This window comes from Magnetospirillum sp. WYHS-4 (genome assembly GCA_039908345.1).
Classification (GTDB): Bacteria; Pseudomonadota; Alphaproteobacteria; order Rhodospirillales; family GLO-3; genus JAMOBD01.
Window position 1 is genome coordinate 35,023 of the sequence record JAMOBD010000012.1, and the last position, 17,973, is coordinate 52,995.

Here is a 17,973-nt window from a genome sequence, read left to right on the forward strand (position 1 = left end):
CCGTTTCATACCGATCGGCCAATGCCCGGTTGGTATCTTCATCTTTGCCCTCGCCGGGCGCGCGCAACCGCCCAGCCGATCCGTTCGAGTGTTGGCCGGTATCAAACGGCCGCTTGGCGCAGCACCGCCAGGGTGGCATCGGCCGTGCGGTCCCAGGAATAGCGGACGGCCTGGGCCAGGGACTTGGCGGACAGTTCGGCGCGCAGGGATTCCGATCCCAGAATCCGGTTCAGGACCTCGGCCATGGCGGCGGCGTCGTGGGGATCGAAATAAAGGGCGGCCTCGCCCGCCACCTCGGGCATGGCAGCCGTGTTCGAACAGGCGACGGGGGCGCCGCAGGCCAGGGCCTCGGCCAAGGGATTGCCGAAGCTTTCCACCGTCGAGGGAAAGACGAAGGCCCGGCAGCGCCGGTACAGGTCGACCAGCCTTTCCGCCGGCTGGTGGCCCAGGAACTCGACCCGCGACTCCAGGCCCAAAGCGGCGATCCGGCCTTGCAGCCGGGCGAAGTATTGCGCATCCAAAGGCTTTCCGGCGATGAACAGGCCGATCTCGGGATGGGCGGGGGCGATGCGGGCGAAGGCCTCCAGCAGAGTGTGGAGATTCTTCTGTATATAGAGGTCGGAAACCGCCAGCAGGAAGGAATCTCGGGCCTGGTCCGGCGGCGGCGGGGCGAACAGCGGATCGACGCCGTGGGGAACGATGGAAATCTTGCCCCCCACCAGATGGTCCATGAAGGGCCCGGCGGCGGCCCGGCGGGCATAGCCGGAAACGGCGATGGCCCGTCGGCAGGCCAGCAGCGAGGCCGCCGTCGCCAGATAGACCAGCAGCCAGTAGAGCAGCTTGGCCGGCCGCTTATCGACGTTGGCGACCGTAAGCGCGTTGCGCAGCAGGACCACGCTCCGGCGCACCAGCAAGGGCCCGTAGTTGGCCGGTGCGAAGGTGACGCCGGCCCGAATCCGGCGGGCCAGCCGGGGCACCTGGATCTGCTCGTGCCAATGCTGCCCCCAGAAACTCATGGGATAGTCCAGCCAGTGGTGGACGACGGGGCCCAGGCTGCCTTCCGGGAACAGGGGCCGCTGGCTTTCGTGCAGGCACAGGTGGACGGAAACGCCGGGTTGGGCCGCGAGGCGGGGCACCATGGCACGCAGATAGGTAATGCCGCCGCCGCTCTTGGCGTGCAGGCCGTCGATCAGCAGGACGAGGGGGGCGGGGCTCACCGAAGCAATTCTTCCTTGATGCTCGGGTCGACGGGGATGACCCGTTCGATGCCCATTTCCATGGCTTGGCGCATGCGCCGCAGGCCTTCTTCCGCCCGTGCGGGGTCTTCCAGAAGGGCGATGCCGGCGAACCAGATGGCGACCTTGTCGTTGGGATTTCGTTCGAACAGCAGGTTCGCCCAGGCGGCGAACTCGCCGGCCCGATTCTCCTTCAGCAGCCAAAGCAGATACGGCGCGGCCAGATCGTGTCGTCGGGGGGCGATTCGCAGGGCTTGCGTGAGTCGTGTCTCCCAGTTGACCAGATATTCCGCGGTCAGGCGATCGAGCAGCGGATGCGGCGGGGCGAAAGCCAAGTCGGCCCGCGCCAGCAGGGTCGCCACCAGAAGGCGGAAAGAGGTTCCGCGCTCCACATGCGCCTCGGCGGCGCAGGCCAGACCCCGCAGGCCTTGCACGACGTCCTCGGAAAGGTTCTGACCCTTCTTCACCGCTCCTACCGCGGCCGATGCAACGGTGCGCAGCCGATGCATCAGGTGAAGCCCGCCGCGTCCCCCGTCGTCGAACACATCCGGGCAGGCCGCGCCGGAAGATCCGGCGGACAAGGGGAGGGACATCGTGGGCATGAAGGAAAAGGCATGTCCCGCGAAGAGGATGTTCCGCGCTCCGGTGAAGCCCAGGAACAGACCCAAGGCCAGAAGGAGGGCTGCCGGGACCACCGGAATCCGCATTCGGAACGGGATCAGGCGAGGGCGCGGAGACGCGATGGCGGCCATGGCCAGAGCGACATAGGGCATGGTCCCTGCAAGCTGGAACCAATAGGCGGCCGTGCCGCCAAGGACCACGGCGAAAAATCCCGCCAGATGAAGATGTTTCCGCCGCGCCCAGAACGGTATCGACGCCGTCAGGAGAAGGGCGAGAATCACCGCCGGCAGGCCTCCGCCGATGAAGGCGTCCAGAAGATAGTTGTGGCTATGGAAGTCCACCCGATGGACCGCATCCCATAACTTGTGACGCCATTCATATCTGTTTTCGAGGGTGTCGTTCAAGACGGCCCATTCGACCGGAAGATGAATGGCCAGTAGATCGGAATATCGGCCCCAGCCGAACCCGTGGAGCGCCATGGCAGGGTCGGCCTGGGAGGCCGTGACGACCACATTGGATAGATAATGGCGGGACAAGGCCGAATTGGCCAGCCGCCCAACGAAGTTCTGTTGGGTGGATAGGGGCTCGAGAAAGGGAAGGGACACCGTGACCGATACAGCCAACGGCACGAGAATCGCAAAGATGGCGAACCCTCGCCGCGCCCCCGCCACCGTGGCGAGGACCCGCGGCGCCAGCAATACCGAGGCGGGGGCCATCACCAGAAACAGTCCGATGGTCGCATAGTTGGTCGACACCCAAACGACGCCCCCTCCCATCGCCAGGATCGGCCACAGCCAACGGGACCGGTCTCCAACCTGGAGAAGGCCTGCCAGGAGAGCGATCAGGGCGATCCCCATGAAGGCGAGGTAATCGGGAAAAAAGAAGGGGATCAGCTGGAACGAGCCGTCCTTGGCGTTATACCAGGTCGCCGCCGTGACTAAGCCGATGACCGCGGTGGCGCCGAGGGCCAGCGCGAGGCGAAGCCACCGCGTCCGGGCCAGAATCATGCCGCTGGCGACGAAGATTCCCAGTTCCAGGTACCAATAGACGCCCTCGCCGATCTCGGGGCTGCCGTACCATCCCGCCCAGGGCAGCGACTGGAAAGCCCCGGCGACGACGGACCAGGCGGCCAATCCGAACGCGAGAAGAGGCGCGGGGTGGACCAGCACCAACCGGACCCAGGCCCGGGTCAGGCCCATGAGCGCGATCCCCAGGGCCGCGACGCCCGCGGCGACCGCAAGAAAGGCCGACATGGATTCGGACTGGTACCAAATGCCGATCGGCAAGAAGACCGGGATCGGCAGGAGAACCGCGAGCAACGCCGCCAAGCCGCCGATCGCGACCAAGGCGAGTCCGCCCTTGTCCGCGGCCGCCAGGAGCCCCTTCTCGTTCGCCATCGCCCGCTCCTTGCATCCGCCGCTCCGATGCGATACTAGGAGGCGGCCGGGGGCCCGGCAAGGCAAAACCCCTGGCGCTCCAGCCGCCTGATCCTCTCCGCGATCCTGAACGACCCCAAGGGTTGTGGTAAAAATGTCACGGGGGAGGAGGCGATTGGAGGCTGAAGACGGTTAACGACCACAATTCGCTTGAAACCCACACTCGATCTGTGGCCCAAATACTGAAGATCAACGGCTCCCGCCGTGCGCCAGTAGTCGCTTGCGGAGGGGGGAAGAGACACAAGCCTGAAAGGGGACAGAGAAAATGAAGCAGTATTTCTCGATGCGCCGGGCACTGGTCGCTGTGGTGGGCATTGCCGCCGTGGCGGGCCTCGGTGGCCGTGACGTCATGGCGGGATCCGCCGACGAAACCTTGAATTTTAAGTCGCTCGCTGTCTTCAGCGCGACCTACTCGTGCCAAGACTCGACCTACGGCACCAACAGCACCTACCTGACCACCAAGTCGGCCTCCAGCACCTATGGCGGCGGTCGCTCGACCTATTCCAGCTCCTGCGTGGCGAACCACACGTCGAACTCGGCTTCGTCGGTCGTGACCTCGACCGAGACGCTGCGGGCCGCGACGGTGCAGACCATGTCGCTGATCAGCAACCGCATTTCGCAGCGCATGGCCGCCGTGAAGGATCCCGGCAATCCGGTGACCTACTCGATGGACGAGAATTCCGGCCAGATCGGTATCGCCGGCGGTAACGCCAAGAAGGGCATCGGCGTGTGGGTGCAGGGCGCCTACACCTCCGTCGACAACGACAACGTCGCCACGGCCTTCGACGGCAACATTCTCACCGGCTTGGTGGGTGTCGACTACCTGATCAAGGATCGCTTCCTGATTGGCCTCAGCGCCGGTTACGAATCCTCCAACATCGACACCACCTTCAACCGCGGCAGCATCGACGGCTCCGGCTGGATGGTCGCCCCCTACGCGTCCCTCAAGCTGACCAACATGTTCAGCATCGACGCCACCGGCGGCTATGCCTGGCTGAACTACGACCTGAGCCGCAAGGAATACCTGACCACGAACGAGACCTGGACGGGCGAGACCGATGCGACCCGTTGGTTCGCGGCCGGCACCATCAACGCCGACCACACCATCAAGGCCTGGAAGCTCCATGCTCACGCCGGTGTCCTCTACACCGAAGAGACCAAGGACTCCTTCCTCGAGAAGAGCACCAACGCTCTGTCGCCTAAGGTTCGGATCGCCGAGCAGGATACCACCCTGGGTCAGGGCATCCTCGGCGCCCGCGTCGGCTACGGCTTCTTCGGCGGCAAGTTCACCCCCTATGTTCTGATCCAGGGCGAGTGGGACTTCTCCAAGGATGCGATCGTGGTCGCCGCCGGCCAGACCAAGCCTGAAGACGACGACTTCGGTCTGCGCACCGGCCTCGGCTTCAACCTGGCCCTGGGTGGCTACGTGACGGCCCAGCTGCAGGGTGAGACGGTTCTGCTCCGCGAGGACTACACCGAGTACAAGGGCCTTGCCAAGCTCCGGGTGGACTTCTAAGACCATTCGCGACTGCGTCCCCAAGATGGCTAAGTGGAGAGCCCGGCTTAACAGCCGGGCTCTCTGCCTGTCTTTCTTCTGCCTACTGGCGGCCGGCGGTTGCCGGGAGTACTTCGATCCCACCGGCGTCGTGCTGGACCAGGTCAAGGCCAGTGGCTGGAAGGAAAGCCCGATCGATGTCGGGCCCTTCGTCCTCACGTCCTTTCAGAAGGCCTCGTCTTCCCCGGCCCGCGAACTCCGGGTCTATATCGAGGGGGACGGCAACGCCTTCTCGCCCCGCGGGCTGCCGACCGGGGACCCGACTCCGCTGCGCCCCATCGCCCTCGATCTTGCCCTGGCCGATTCCTCTCCCGCCGTGGCCTATCTCGGCCGTCCCTGCCAATACACGATGGAACGGTGGGGCAAGGGCTGCGATGTCCGGATGTGGACCAGCCATCGGTTCTCCGAGGAGGCGATCGCCGGGACCGACCGGGCCATCGGCCACCTGAAGAAGAAGAGCGGCGCCGATCAAGTCGTCCTGATCGGCTTTTCCGGGGGCGGCGCCCTGGCCGCGCTGGTGGCGGCTCGCCGCGACGACGTGGCGGTCCTGGCGACCGTGGCGGGAACGCTGGATCACGAAATTTGGACCCGCCACCACGGCGTCCAGCCCATGCAGGGTTCCAAGAATCCGGCCGGCGCCGCGACCCGGATCAAAGGCCTGCCCCAGGTGCACTTCGTCGGTGCCGACGACCGAATCATGCCGCGTCTGGTGGCCGATTCCTATATGCGCTCCCTGGGCGCCGATCATGCCGCGCGGCTGGTGGTGGTTCCTGACCAGGAACACGAGTGCTGCTGGGCCAAGGTCTGGCCGGCCTTACTGCGCCAACTCCCGTCTCCCCGCCCCCAGTCCTGACCGGTCAGCCGGCCTCCGGCGCCGCCGCTTGCTGGCGCGCCCACATCTCGGCGTAGCGGCCGCCGGCCAGCAACAATTCCAGGTGGGTTCCCCGTTCGGCGATCCGACCTTCCTCCAGCACCAGAATCTCGTGCGCCCCCACGACGGTCGACAAGCGGTGGGCAATGACCAGGGTGGTATGCCCGGCCGCGACTTCCTCCAGGTTTCCCTGAATCTCCCGTTCGGTGCGGGAATCGAGGGCGGAGGTGGCTTCGTCGAAGACCAGGATGCGGGGTCGCTTCAGGATGGTGCGGGCGATGGCGACCCGCTGCTTCTCGCCCCCCGACAGCTTCAGGCCCCGTTCACCGACCACCGTGGCATAGCCGTCGGGCAGCGAGCCCACGAAACCGTCGATATGGGCGAGGCGGGCGGCCGCTTCGATATCGTCCTGGGCCGCCGCCGGGTCGCCGTAGCCGATATTGTAGCGGATGCTGTCGTTGAACAGCACCGTGTCCTGGGGCACGATGCCGATGGCGGCCCGCAGCGATGCCTGGGTCACCTCCCGGAGATCCTGGCCGTCGACGAGAATCCGGCCGCCGGTGACGTCGTAGAAGCGGAAAAGCAGCTTGGCGACGGTCGACTTGCCGCCGCCGCTGGGGCCCACCAATGCCACGGTCTTACCCGCCGGGACGGTGAAGGACAGTCCCGCCAGGATCGGCCGCCGGGAATCGTAGTGGAAGCCCACGTCGTCGAAAACGATTTCCGCGCCGTCCAGGACAAGGGCCGGCGCCTCCGGCCGGTCCGGCACCTCCACCTCACGCGTCAACAGGCGGAACATGGATTCCATGTCCACCAGGGCGTGCTTGATCTCCCTGTAGACGGTTCCAAGGAAGTTCAGCGGCAGGTAGAGCTGAAGCAGGTAGGTATTGACCAGCACGAAGTCGCCCACGGTCATGCGCCCGTCCGCCACGCCGTCGGCGGCCATGGCCATCACCAGCGTCACGCCGGCCGCGATGATAAGGCCCTGCCCGGAATTCAACAAAGCCAGCGATGTCCGGGTACGGACCGCCGCGGATTCGTAGGCCGCGAGGGACTGATCGAACCGCCGGGCCTCGTGCTCCTCGTTGCCGAAATACTTGACCGTCTCGTAGTTGAGCAGGGAATCGATGGCCTTGGAATGAGCCAGACTGTCGCTTTCGTTCATCCGCCGCCGGATGCGGTTGCGCCATTCGGTCAGCGTCAGGGTCCAGGCGCCATAGAGCGCCACCGTACCCAGGGTCGCAAGGGCGAAGCGGGCGTCGAACAACGACCAAAGCACGGCCGCCACCAGACCGATTTCCAGGATCACCGGCCCGATGCTGAACAGCATCAACCGCAGAACGATCTCGATTCCCCGGGTGCCGCGTTCGATGGCCCGACTGAGGCCGCCGGTCTGCCGTTCCAGGTGGAACCGCAGACTGAGCCGGTGCAGGTGCCGAAAGGTCGCCAAGGCCGAGGCCCGCATGGCCCGTTGAGATACCTTGGCGAACAAGGCGTCCTGGAGTTCGCGAAACAACTGCGCGCCGGCGCGAACGGCCCCGTAGGCGAGGATCAGGCCAAGAGGCACAGCCACCATCGCCCCGACGCCCCGCGTCGCCAAGGCGTCGACGGCCTGCTTGAGCAGCAGCGGCACTCCCACGGTACCAACCTTTGCCGCCACCAGCAGCACGAGTGCGGCGACGACACGGACGCGCAGTTCGACCTCCCCCGGCGGCCACAGATAAGGAAGCAGCGCCTTCAGCGTCCAAAGATCGTCGCGCGGCCCGGACGGATCGGCGGGCGGCGGCATGCGGCGGGTGGTGCGTTCCAAGCGGCTTGGGTCCTTCCTCGGTTCTGCCAGTCTGGCCATTGAAGCAAGCTGACGCAATCGGTTGCGCGACCGCGCCCTTTTTCATACCCTGGCGAGGGCGGCTTGGCAGCCTGGGCATTTTCCCGTGGCAAGGATCTGACGTGAACGGACTCGAGGACCGCATCCTGAAAGCGAAGATCCTGGTTGTCGACGACAATCCGGTGAACGTGGCGCTGTTGTGCGCGATCCTGGAGAACGCCGGCTACGTCCGCGTGGATGCAACCTCCGATCCCCGCAAGGTGGAGGGATTGTTCAGGGAACGCCACCACGACCTGATCCTGCTCGATATCCGCATGCCGTATCTGGACGGCATCCAAGTGATGGAAATCCTCAAACGCGACCTGGGCGACGACTATCTGCCGGTTCTGGTGCTCACCGCCCAAACCGACCAGGAAACCCGCCGCCGCGCCCTCGACATGGGCGCCAAGGACTTCCTGACCAAGCCCTTCGAGCAGTGGGAAGTCCTGCTGCGCATCCGCAACATGCTGGAAGCTCGCATTTATTACAGCAATCAACGCCTGCGGGCGGAGGAGTTGGAGGCGGTCGTGCGGGAACGGACCCAGGAAGTCCGCCAAACCCAGTTGGAGATCGTGCGCCGCCTGGGCCGCGCCGGGGAATTCCGCGACAACGAGACCGGGGCCCACGTCATCCGCATGAGTCGCGCCTCCCAGATGCTGGCGCTGGCCGCCGGCTGGACCGAAGCCCAGGCGGAGACCATCCTCTATGCCAGTCCGATGCACGACGTCGGCAAGATCGGCATTCCCGACGCGGTGCTGCTGAAGCCCGGACGCCTCGATCCCGAAGAGCGCCGGATCATGGAACGTCATGTCACCATCGGTGCCGATATCCTGGAAGGGCACGATTCCGAACTGATGCGCATGGCCCGGTCCATCGCTCTCACCCACCACGAGAAATGGGACGGCAGCGGCTATCCCAATGGACTTAAGGGCGAGGACATCCCCTTCGAAGGGCGCATTGGCGCGGTTTGCGACGTTTTCGACGCCCTGACTTCGGCCCGGCCCTACAAGCAGCCTTGGCCCCTCGAACAGGCCGTCCTGTTCCTGAAGGAGAATGCGGGGATTCACTTCGACCCGTTGCTGGTCGACCTGTTCGAGCGGATCGCCGAGGATGTCTTCAGGCTCCGCGAGCAATTCCCGGACGGGGAATGATCAAGTCGGGCCGCACGGTTCCCAACAGTTGCAGCACGGCGCCCGCCAGCAGGGCTTCGACTACCATGATCGGCAGATGGGCAAGGAAGACCGCGCCGGCGGCCGGCAGGAACTCTCGTCCACTCAGTGCCAAGGCCAGCCCCACCGAGGCTGCCGTCAGCGCGATGCCGCCCGCTCCGGCGAGCCCGCCGAGCAGCGCGTAGGAGGGAGGCGGCGCACGGCGCACCCAGGGACAGAGCAGAAGATGCACGGCGACCGCCGGTCCGGCCATGACCAGGGTGTTGACCCCGGCCACGGTCAGGCCGCCATACCCGAACAGCACGGCTTGCAGCAAAATCCCCACCAGGATCACCGGAAAAGCCCGCCAGCCGAGCAAAAGCCCGATGGTCCCGTTGAGCAACAGATGGGCGCTGGACGGCCCGATGGGCACATGAACGAGCGAGGCGACGAAAAAGGCCGATCCGAGCAGGGCGGCCTTCGGAAGGTGGTCGGCCTCCAGCCGCCGCAGCCCCATCGCCACGCCGCCCGCCGTCAGCAGGGTCGCGCCGACGATTACCGGAGCGGTCAGGATGCCGTCCACGAGATGGGCCATGGCAGTTTCCCTTGCCCTACTTCATGTCCGTGGCGCGGACCCAGATAAGCCCCCCCAGTTCGACGTCGGCAGGCTTGCCGTCGGGACCGGGAATTTTCGCGTCGCCATCCACCAGGACAGCGAATCCCCACCAGCCGGCCCGCGGCAGGGCATAGGCGAAAACGCCGTTGGCGTCGGCCTTGACCACCTGGGTGACGAAGGGATCGGCCGGCGCCTTCACTTTCCCCTCGCTGCGGTATTCCACCTCGACCGTCGCCCCCGGCACCGGCTTGCCGTCGCGCCTGACCACGCCCCGAAACAAGTTGCCGGTCCACAGGCCGTAGGGCCGGGCCAAGGGCTCGATCTCCACCGGCAGCCCGACCAGGGCGTCCCAGCCTTCCTCGGTGCCGAAGGCGTTCACCACCACCTTGGTGTAATGGACGATCCATTTGCCTTCGCCCTTTTCCCAATAGGGCGCGGGCTCGACGAAAAACAAGTGATCGCCGGGCGCGGCCAAGCCGTAGCTGGCCTCGTAGGCCGACTTGCCCTGGAGTTTGCGTGGCTTCAGGCTGGCCGACAGGTCCTGCGTCTTGCCGCTGGCCACCACGCCGAAACGCTTGGGAAACGCCATTTCCATCGCCGGTCTGTTGGCCATGGGATGGGTGAAGGCCAGGCCGAGGCGGACCGCCTTGCCATCCTCGGCCGCGACGATGTCGCGATCGGGAATCAACTCCTGGAAATGGGCCTGGGCGGTACCGGCCGCCAACACGATCACCGATCCCATCACCGTCGCGATCCGCATGGACTGCCTCCAGTATGACGAAATATTTTTCGTTCATACAGCATGGCGGCGATGCTGGCAAGTCCCGCGTCAGCAGATGCGTGGTAGTTGCTCGCCGGCCAGCCAATCGACGATGCGGGTGCCGCCGAAGCAGGTTTCCATTTCCACGAAGCGGTGGTCGTCAGCCACCGCCTGGCCGATGACGGCGGCCTCGCGCCCCAAGGGATGGGCCCGCATGGCGGCCAGGACGGCGGGGGCGTCGACGGCCGGGCAGATGCAGATCAGCTTGCCCTCGTTGGCGACGTTGAGGGGATCGAGCCCCAGCAGCTCGCAGGCGCCCTGCACCGCCGGAAGGATCGGGATCGCGGCTTCCTTCAGGCGCATGCCGACTCCCGACTGGTGGGCGATCTCATTCAGGGTGGCCGCAAGCCCCCCACGGGTAGGATCGCGCAGCACATGGATGCCGGGCGCCGCCGCCAGCATGTCGGCCACCAGGCCATGCAGGGCCGCGGAATCGGAGAGGATCTCGGTCTCGAAGGTCAGGTTCTCGCGCTTGGACATGATGGCGACCCCGTGGTCGCCGATGGTTCCCGAAACAAGCACCGCATCGCCCGGCCGGGCGCGATCACCGGAAATCTGGACGCCGTCGGGCACCAGGCCGATGCCGGTGGTGGTGATGAAAACCCCGTCGCCCTTGCCCCTTTGCACCACCTTGGTGTCGCCGGTGACTACCTGCACGCCGGCCTCGCGGGCGGCGCGGGCCATGGATTCGGCGATGCGCTTCAGGTCGCCTAGCGGGAAACCTTCCTCGATGACGAAGCCGGCCGACAGGTAGAGCGGCCGCGCCCCGCCCATGGCCAGGTCGTTGACCGTGCCGTGCACGGCCAGCGAGCCGATGTCGCCGCCGGGGAAGAACAAGGGCGAGATGACGTAGCCGTCGGTGGTCATGGCCATGCGGCCGCCGGGCACCGGGAAAAGGGCTTGGTCGTTCTGCTGGCGCAGGAACTCGTTGTCCAGCGCGGCGGCGAAAATCTCGGCGATCAACTGGGCCATGGCCCGCCCGCCCGCCCCGTGGGACAGGTCGATGCGGCCGTTCTTGAAATCGAGGGGCGTGACATGAGCCTTGCGCATGCCGACATCCTAGCCGGATCGCCGGGACCTGTCATGCGTCCTTCCCCCTTGGCGACGGACTGGGGGTTGCTATGATGGGCGCTCGTGACCGAAAGGATTCGCCGATGACCGCCACCGACGACATTCCCGCCATCATGCGGGGCCTGGGGGAGGCCGCCCGGACCGCCGCCCGCCAACTGGGGCTTGCCTCCTCCGCCCGGAAGGATGCGGCCCTCCGCGCCATGGCGGACGGCATGCGTGCGCGCCGGGACGCCATCTTGGCAGCAAACGCCAAGGACTTGGCGGACGGCGAGGCCAAGGGCCTTACGAAGGCCTTGCTGGATCGCCTGATGCTCAACGAGGCGCGCATCGAGGCGATGGCCAAAGGACTGGAGGACATCGCCGCCCTGCCCGACCCGGTGGGCCAGGAAATGGCCCGCTGGACCCGGCCCAACGGGCTCGACATCGCCCGCGTGCGGGTGCCGCTGGGCGTCATCGGGGTGATCTACGAATCCCGGCCCAACGTGACGGCCGATGCCGGCGGGCTTTGCCTGAAGGCGGGCAACGCGGCGATTCTGCGCGGCGGGTCGGAAAGCTTCCATTCCTCGGTCGCCATCGTCGAATGCCTGGAAGCGGGCCTGCGGTCCGCGGGCCTGCCCGAGGCGGCGATCCAACTGGTTCCCACTCGCGACCGGGCGGCGGTGGGCGAGATGCTGAAAATGGTGGGGGTCATCGACGTCATCGTGCCGCGCGGCGGCAAGTCGCTGGTGGAACGGGTGATGACGGAAAGCCGCATTCCCTTGTTCATGCACCTGGAAGGCATCTGCCATACCTATCTGCACGAAAAGGCCGATCCTGAACTGGCCCGCAAGGTGGTGCTGAACGCCAAGATGCGCCGCACCGGCATCTGCGGCGCCACCGAGACCTTGCTGGTCGACCGCGCCGTGGCAGCCCGCCTGTTGCCGCCCATCCTGGACGACCTGATCGCCAAGGGTTGCGAGATCCGGGGCGACGCCGAAACCTGCGCCATCGAGGCCCGGGCCAAGGCGGCGACACCCGAGGACTGGGACACCGAATACCTGGACGCCATCTTGTCGGTGAAGGTGGTGGGCGGCCTGGACGAGGCTATCTCCCATATCGCCGCCCACGGGTCCCAGCATACCGAATCCATCCTGACGGAAGACGAGGAAGCGGCCGAGAAGTTCCTGGCCGAAGTGGACAGCGCCATCGTCATGGTCAACGCCTCCACCCAGTTCGCCGACGGCGGCGAGTTCGGCATGGGGGCGGAAATCGGCATCTCCACCGGCCGCATGCATGCCCGGGGTCCCGTGGGCGTGGAACAGCTCACCACCTTCAAGTACAAGGTGCGCGGCTCGGGCCAGTGCCGGCCGGGATGACGCGGCGCGTCGGCCTTCTGGGCGGTTCGTTCAACCCGGCCCATGCCGGGCACCGCCACGTCAGCCTGCATGCCCTGCGGCGCCTGCGCCTGGACGAAGTCTGGTGGCTGGTCTCGCCGCAGAATCCCCTGAAGCCGGCGGACGGCATGGCGCCCCTCGGCGAGCGGCTGGCGGAAGCGGCGCGCATCGCCGCCCACCCCCGCATCCGTCCCACCGCCATCGAGACCGAACTGGGCACCCGCTACACGGCCGATACCCTGAAGGCCCTGCGGAACCGCTTTCCCGGCCTACGCTTCATCTGGCTGATGGGGGCAGACAATCTGGTGCAGATGCCCCGCTGGCGGCGCTGGATGGCGATCTTCCATACCGTGCCGGTTGCGGTCTTCGCCCGGCCATCCTATTCTCTAAGAGCGCTGTCGGGAACGGCGGCGCGGCATTTCGCCGGATTCCGCATCGACGGGCCGGGAAGGGGCGCCCTGGCGGATCGCATACCGCCCGCCTGGGCGTTCCTGGGGATTCCCCCGCATCCCGAGTCCTCGACGCGTATCCGGGCGGCCGGGACCGCTGGAAAAGAAAGGAAAAGACGATAACACCTCGAACGCGCAAGGCATCGGCTCCGGCGACCCTGCTGAAGCTGGTGCAGAAATCCCTGGATGACGACAAGGCCCAGGACATGGTCGTCATCGATCTCGCAGGCAAGTCGTCCCTTGCCGACTATCTGGTCATCGTGACCGGTACCTCGCAGCGCCACGTCTGCGCCATGGCCGAACGTCTCCAGGAAAAGATCAAGGAAGCCGGGGTGAGGAACCCGTCGCTGGAAGGCGTGCCCCAGGGCGATTGGGCTCTGTTGGATGCGGGCGACGTGATCGTCCATCTGTTCCGCGCCGAGGTGCGCGAGTTCTACGGCCTGGAGAAGATGTGGGCGACCTTGCCCGACGCCAAGGAAAAGCCCGTCCGCAAGACGGTCCGCAAGCCCAAGGCCGGGGCCGCCGAGGAAGCCCCGGGCGCGACGGCCTGACGCCCTTGCGCCTGCTGATCGCCGCCGTGGGACGGGCCAAGTCCGGCCCGGAGAAGGCGCTCTACGAGCATTATGCCGGGCGCGTCGCGTTCCCGCTCACGCTCCGCGAGGTGGAGGAAAAGCGCCGCCTTCCCGCCCCCGAACTCAAAAAGCGCGAGGCTGACCTGCTGCTGGGCGCGGTACCCGAAGGCGCGGCCCTGGTGGTGCTGGATTCCCGCGGCAAGCCGCTGTCGAGCGACGGCTTCGCCGACCGGTTGCGCGTCTGGCGGGACGAAGGCCGGCGCGACGTCGCTTTCCTGATCGGCGGCGCCGAAGGCCTGGACGAGACGGTCCGCCGCCAAGGCGACCTGGTGCTGTCCTTCGGCCCCCAGACTTGGCCGCACATGCTGGTGCGCGGCCTGCTGGCGGAACAGATATTCCGCGCCCAGTGTATCCTGGCGGGGCATCCCTATCACCGGGATTGAGATCAGACGGTCCGTGCGATGGCGAAGACCAAGCCGGTGAGGCCCATGGCGACGCCGACGAACCATGTCAGCATCTGGAATGTCGTCGGCAGGTTGGCGAGCCGGCCCTCGATATTGGCCAGTCTTTCCTTGATGCCCGCCAAATCGCCGCGCACAAGCTTCACCTCGGCTTCCAAGGCGCCGACGCGGGCGACGATATCCCCGCCGCCACCGCCCCCATCGGGCGGCGGGCTGCTATGGACCAAGTTAAGGCTCATGAGGCTCTTGCCTTGCCAGGATGGCGCTGTCGAACATCATGACGTAACCGCAACGCAGGCAGGTGATCGGCACCAGCCAAGGTCCGACGTTGCGCTGACTTAGATCTGCCGGGAAGCACAATGTCCCCTGGGCAGCCATGTCCGTCGCGTCGCGAGGATCGTAGGCCGGCCTTACGAAGGCCTGCATGTCCTCGCCTTTGCATACGAGGCACCGCAGGTCTTTCAAAGGCCCTTTATCCATGGCCTCCCTGAGTTGATCGGCTGTGATTCCGATGAGCCTTTCCATGGAGTATCCGAATAATGCCCAGGCCGACTTCCAGGGTTAAAGGTGCCTTGAAGCCGGTGCCAATGCAAGGCGCCTCTTGATCCCTCGTGTTCGTCATGCCATGTTAGTCAATGCTCACTAAAGATTAACGGCAGGGTGCGATGGCGATTTCCAGGGTTTTCCGGTCGCGGGGTTTTCTCGTCGTTGTGGCCGTGCTGGCCGTCGGCGGGGGCGGAGTCTGGTTCAGGACGGGGCAGCCGCTCGAAGTCGAAATCCTCCATCCCGCCACCGACGCGCCGGTGACCGTCTATGGCCTGGGCACCGTCGAGGCGCGCATCCTGTCCAAGTTGGGCTTCGAGGTGACAGGGACCCTTATCGAACTGGCTGCCGACCACGGCCAGAGCGTCAAGGCCGGGCAGTTACTCGCCCGGCTCGACGACCGTGAACAGCGGGCCAAGCTGGCCCAGGCGGAGGCACAGTTCCGCCAGGGCCAGGCCGGCCTCGCCCAGGCCCAGGCGCGGCTAGACCGGGCGCGCGCCACCCTGGGCCAGAAGCGCAACGTCAACCAGCGGCGTCAGAGCTTGGTGCGCGACGGCGCCGTTTCCAAGGAAGCGGCCGAGGACGCCAATTCGGCGGCCGATGTGGCGGTGGCCGACGTAGCGGTCTCCGCCGCCGACCTGGAAGTGGCGCGAGGTGCCCTGGAGGCCGCCCGCGCGCAAATGCAGCGCGAGGAGGCTCTGCTCGCCAAGTACATCCTGGCGGCGCCCTACGACGGCCTGGTGGTCGAACGGTCCAAGGAGTTGGGCGCGGCGGTGGCGCCGGGGACCTCGGTCTTCACCGTCATCGATCCGGCCACGGTTTGGGCACGGGCTTATGTGGACGAAGCGCTCGCCGGCAGCCTGGCGGAAGGGCAGGGGGCGGAAATCCGCCTGCGTTCGCTGCCCGGCCAGGTTTTCGCCGGCCGCGTCGCCCGCATCGACATCGAGAGCGATCGTATCGCCGAGGAACGACGCGTCCATGCGGCTTTCGACACCATTCCCGCCCGCTTCCATCTGGGAGAGCAGGCCGAGGTACTGGTCGCCGTCGGTCGCGCTGCCGAGGGAACGGTGATTCCAGCCGTCGCGGTTGCCGAGGGCGCCGTCTGGTTGATTCAGGACGGCATGCTGCGCCGCCGGCCGGTCCGCGTCCTCAAACGCCTGAGCGACGGACGTCTCGAGGTCGAGGGCTTGGCCATCCGGGATGCCGTCGTCGCCCGCCCGCAGCCAGGCTTCGCCGAGGGCCGGAAGGCGCGGGAGAAGACGTCGTGAACTTGGCGCTCCGCGATATCCGCCACCATCGCGGCCGCTTCCTGCTGACGTGCCTGGGCCTTGCCCTGCTGCTGGGCGTGGTGATGTCCATGGTCGGCATCTTCCGCGGCCTGGAGAGCGACGCGCTGACCCTGGCGCGGGCGGCGGGCACAGATCTCTGGGTGGTGGAGCCGGGCCGGCGCGGGCCCTTCGCCGAGACATCGCGCATTCCCCGCGATGCCCGCGACACGGTCGCTCGCCTGGCCGGGGTGGCCGAGGCCGGGGTCATCACCTATCAGGTGGTCGAGGCGCCGGTCGACGCCCGCAAGGTGCGGATGTTCGTCATCGGCTACGAACCGGGCCATCCGGGCGGCCCGTTGGCGGTGATCGCCGGGCGGCCGATCGGGCGTAGCCACTTCGAGATGGTCATCGACCGCCGCGCCGGCATTCCCCTGGGGGCCGAGATCAAGCTGGGCAAGGACGTCTTCACCGTGGTCGGCCATACGGCCGGACAGGTGGATTCCGTGGGCAATCCGGTCGCCTATCTCACCCTCAAGGATGCCCAGACCCTGCAATTCACCTTGGACGGGGCGGCGGCGCGCAACCAGGCGGCGCGGGGCGAGACCGCCAATTCCAATCAGGTCAATGCGGTGATCGCCCGCGTCAAGCCCGGCGTTTCGCCCAGGGAAGTGGCGGCGGGCGTGTCGCGCTGGAAGCACCTGACGGCGCTGACCCAGGCGGAACAGGAGGAACTTCTGCTGTCCTCCCTGGTCGACAAGGCGCGCAAGCAGATCGGCCTGTTCACCATCCTGCTGCTGATCGTCTCGGCGGTGGTGATCGCCCTCATCGTCTATACCATGACCCTGGACAAGACCCGCGAGATCGCCACCCTGAAGCTGATCGGCGCCCCCGACCGCGCCATCGTCGGCCTGATCCTGCAGCAGGCGCTCGCCATGGGGGTCATCGGCTTTTCCACCGGGGCCGCTCTGGTCTATTCGGTACACGAACACTTCCCCCGCCGCATCGTGCTGCTGGTTGGCGACGATTTGATCCTGGCCGGGATCGTGCTGGCGGTCTGCGTGCTGGCCAGTCTGGCCGGGGTGCGCTACGCGTTGCGCATCGACCCGGCCCAGGCGCTGGGAGGGTGACCATGTCCGGCTGTCCCCTGATCGAACTGCGCGGGATCGCCAAGCATTACGGCGAAGGCTCGACCCGCGTCGATGCGTTGCGCGACCTGGACCTCGATATCCACGCCGGCACGGTGGTGGGATTGTTGGGGCCCAGCGGGTCGGGCAAGAGCACCCTGCTCAACGTCATCGGCGCCATCGTGGAACCCAGCGCCGGAAGCATTCGTCTGGACGGCGATCCGGTCTACGACGGACGGTGGCTGCGCAAGGATTTGCGCCGCCTGCGTCTGGAAAAGATCGGTTTCATCTTCCAGTTCCATAATCTCATTCCCTTTCTGACGGCGCTGGAGAACGTGCTGGTGGTATTGGACCTGGCAGGATGGGACAAGCCGGCGGCGCGTCGCCGTGCCCAGGAACTGCTGGATTACCTGGAGATCGGGGAACGCGGCCACAGCTACCCCTCCCAGCTTTCCGGCGGCCAGGCGCAACGGGTCGCCATCGCCCGCGCCTTGGCCAACCGACCACGGGTCATCCTGGCCGACGAGCCGACGGCGGCGTTGGATTCGGTCCGGGCAGGCATCGCCATGGACTTGTTCCGCCGGGTGGCGGTGGAGCAGGACGCGGCCGTGGTGGTGGTCACTCACGACGAGAAGATATTCGGGCGCTTCGACGCCATTCACGCGCTGCGCGAAGGTGTCCTGGAGACTGGCCATGCGCCGGCGTAAGAGCGCGGAAGAGCGCCGGGACGAGATCGTCGCCGCCACCCTTCGCCTGGCTTCCGAGGAGAGCCCCGAGCGGGTCACCACCGAAGCCATCGCCCGCGCCGTCGGAATTACCCAGGCGGCCGTCTTTCGCCACTTCTCCTCCAAGTCGGGGATATGGGTGGCGGTCGCGGCGTGGCTGGCGGAGACGGCGCCCTGTCGCTGGCGCGAAGCGGCGGCCGGCCCCGCGTCGCCGCCGG

19 protein-coding genes are annotated in these 17,973 nt (G+C 66.6%); 11 read left to right on the plus strand and 8 right to left on the minus strand.

The window, feature by feature from the left end; all coding sequences use genetic code 11:
- Window positions 1–101 precede the first annotated feature (101 nt).
- Window positions 102–1,217 (minus strand): glycosyltransferase family 4 protein, encoded by a 1,116-nt coding sequence (locus H7841_05810; protein MEO5336391.1) that lies wholly within the window; start codon window positions 1,215–1,217, stop codon window positions 102–104.
- A complete protein-coding gene (locus H7841_05815) occupies window positions 1,214–3,253 on the minus strand; it encodes a hypothetical protein (GenBank protein MEO5336392.1) in 2,040 nt (679 codons plus the stop codon). The genes H7841_05810 and H7841_05815 overlap by 4 nt, the downstream gene beginning before the upstream one ends.
- A 304-nt stretch (window positions 3,254–3,557) precedes the next feature.
- On the opposite strand from H7841_05815, the gene H7841_05820 reads away from it, so the two are divergent.
- Together H7841_05820 and H7841_05825 are read left to right on the plus strand one after the other, a co-directional pair.
- Entirely contained in the window at window positions 3,558–4,808 is a 1,251-nt protein-coding gene (locus H7841_05820; GenBank protein ID MEO5336393.1) for an autotransporter outer membrane beta-barrel domain-containing protein, read from the plus strand.
- A gap of 25 nt (window positions 4,809–4,833) precedes the next feature.
- Entirely contained in the window at window positions 4,834–5,700 is an 867-nt protein-coding gene (locus H7841_05825; GenBank protein ID MEO5336394.1) for an alpha/beta hydrolase, read from the plus strand.
- A 4-nt stretch (window positions 5,701–5,704) separates the two neighbouring features.
- Here the strand turns inward: H7841_05825 and H7841_05830 are convergent, their stop codons facing one another.
- Window positions 5,705–7,507: an ABC transporter ATP-binding protein/permease gene (locus tag H7841_05830; protein MEO5336395.1), complete on the minus strand. Its 1,803-nt coding sequence runs from the start codon at window positions 7,505–7,507 to the stop codon at window positions 5,705–5,707.
- 161 nt (window positions 7,508–7,668) lie between these two features.
- On the opposite strand from H7841_05830, the gene H7841_05835 reads away from it, so the two are divergent.
- Window positions 7,669–8,736 carry a response regulator gene (locus tag H7841_05835; GenBank protein ID MEO5336396.1) on the plus strand — a complete coding sequence of 356 codons (1,068 nt, stop codon included), beginning with the start codon at window positions 7,669–7,671 and terminating at the stop codon, window positions 8,734–8,736.
- Here H7841_05835 and cbiM read toward each other — a convergent pair.
- The 3 genes from cbiM to hypE form a co-directional block, all read right to left on the minus strand.
- Window positions 8,702–9,328, minus strand: a complete 627-nt coding sequence (cbiM, locus tag H7841_05840) for a cobalt transporter CbiM (protein MEO5336397.1) — start codon at window positions 9,326–9,328, stop codon at window positions 8,702–8,704. The genes H7841_05835 and cbiM overlap by 35 nt on opposite strands.
- Window positions 9,329–9,344: 16 nt before the next feature.
- Window positions 9,345–10,109, minus strand: coding sequence for a DUF4198 domain-containing protein (locus H7841_05845; GenBank protein ID MEO5336398.1), 765 nt, complete (start codon window positions 10,107–10,109; stop codon window positions 9,345–9,347).
- 69 nt (window positions 10,110–10,178) lie between these two features.
- A complete protein-coding gene (hypE, locus tag H7841_05850; protein MEO5336399.1) occupies window positions 10,179–11,219 on the minus strand; it encodes a hydrogenase expression/formation protein HypE in 1,041 nt (346 codons plus the stop codon).
- A 104-nt stretch (window positions 11,220–11,323) separates the two neighbouring features.
- On the opposite strand from hypE, the gene H7841_05855 reads away from it, so the two are divergent.
- From H7841_05855 to rlmH, 4 genes are read left to right on the plus strand one after another with little or no spacing between them, the layout of a single operon-like run.
- The gene (locus tag H7841_05855; GenBank protein ID MEO5336400.1) at window positions 11,324–12,595 is read left to right on the plus strand and encodes a glutamate-5-semialdehyde dehydrogenase; all 1,272 of its coding nucleotides are present in this window, start codon (window positions 11,324–11,326) and stop codon (window positions 12,593–12,595) included.
- Window positions 12,592–13,185, plus strand: coding sequence for a nicotinate-nucleotide adenylyltransferase (locus H7841_05860; protein ID MEO5336401.1), 594 nt, complete (start codon window positions 12,592–12,594; stop codon window positions 13,183–13,185). Before H7841_05855 ends, H7841_05860 begins: the two co-directional genes overlap by 4 nt.
- 47 nt (window positions 13,186–13,232) lie before the next feature.
- Window positions 13,233–13,613: a ribosome silencing factor gene (gene rsfS / locus H7841_05865; protein ID MEO5336402.1), complete on the plus strand. Its 381-nt coding sequence runs from the start codon at window positions 13,233–13,235 to the stop codon at window positions 13,611–13,613.
- A 5-nt stretch (window positions 13,614–13,618) separates the two neighbouring features.
- Window positions 13,619–14,077 carry a 23S rRNA (pseudouridine(1915)-N(3))-methyltransferase RlmH gene (rlmH, locus tag H7841_05870; GenBank protein ID MEO5336403.1) on the plus strand — a complete coding sequence of 153 codons (459 nt, stop codon included), beginning with the start codon at window positions 13,619–13,621 and terminating at the stop codon, window positions 14,075–14,077.
- A 2-nt stretch (window positions 14,078–14,079) separates the two neighbouring features.
- Here rlmH and H7841_05875 read toward each other — a convergent pair whose 3' ends face one another.
- Together H7841_05875 and H7841_05880 are read right to left on the minus strand one after the other, a co-directional pair.
- Complete coding sequence (locus tag H7841_05875; GenBank protein MEO5336404.1) at window positions 14,080–14,334, minus strand: hypothetical protein; 255 nt, start codon at window positions 14,332–14,334, stop codon at window positions 14,080–14,082.
- Window positions 14,324–14,620, minus strand: a complete 297-nt coding sequence (locus tag H7841_05880) for a hypothetical protein (protein MEO5336405.1) — start codon at window positions 14,618–14,620, stop codon at window positions 14,324–14,326. Before H7841_05880 ends, H7841_05875 begins: the two co-directional genes overlap by 11 nt.
- 140 nt (window positions 14,621–14,760) lie before the next feature.
- Between H7841_05880 and H7841_05885 the strand changes: the two genes are divergently transcribed.
- From H7841_05885 to H7841_05900, 4 genes are all read left to right on the plus strand, one after another.
- The gene (locus H7841_05885) at window positions 14,761–15,906 is read left to right on the plus strand and encodes an efflux RND transporter periplasmic adaptor subunit (GenBank protein ID MEO5336406.1); all 1,146 of its coding nucleotides are present in this window, start codon (window positions 14,761–14,763) and stop codon (window positions 15,904–15,906) included.
- On the plus strand, window positions 15,903–17,033 hold the full coding sequence (locus H7841_05890) for an ABC transporter permease (GenBank protein MEO5336407.1): 1,131 nt from the start codon (window positions 15,903–15,905) through the stop codon (window positions 17,031–17,033). Before H7841_05885 ends, H7841_05890 begins: the two co-directional genes overlap by 4 nt.
- Window positions 17,034–17,035: 2 nt before the next feature.
- A complete protein-coding gene (locus H7841_05895) occupies window positions 17,036–17,737 on the plus strand; it encodes an ABC transporter ATP-binding protein (GenBank protein ID MEO5336408.1) in 702 nt (233 codons plus the stop codon).
- On the plus strand, window positions 17,724–17,973 hold a 250-nt coding region (locus H7841_05900; GenBank protein MEO5336409.1), incomplete at its 3' end, for a TetR/AcrR family transcriptional regulator. The genes H7841_05895 and H7841_05900, both read left to right, overlap by 14 nt.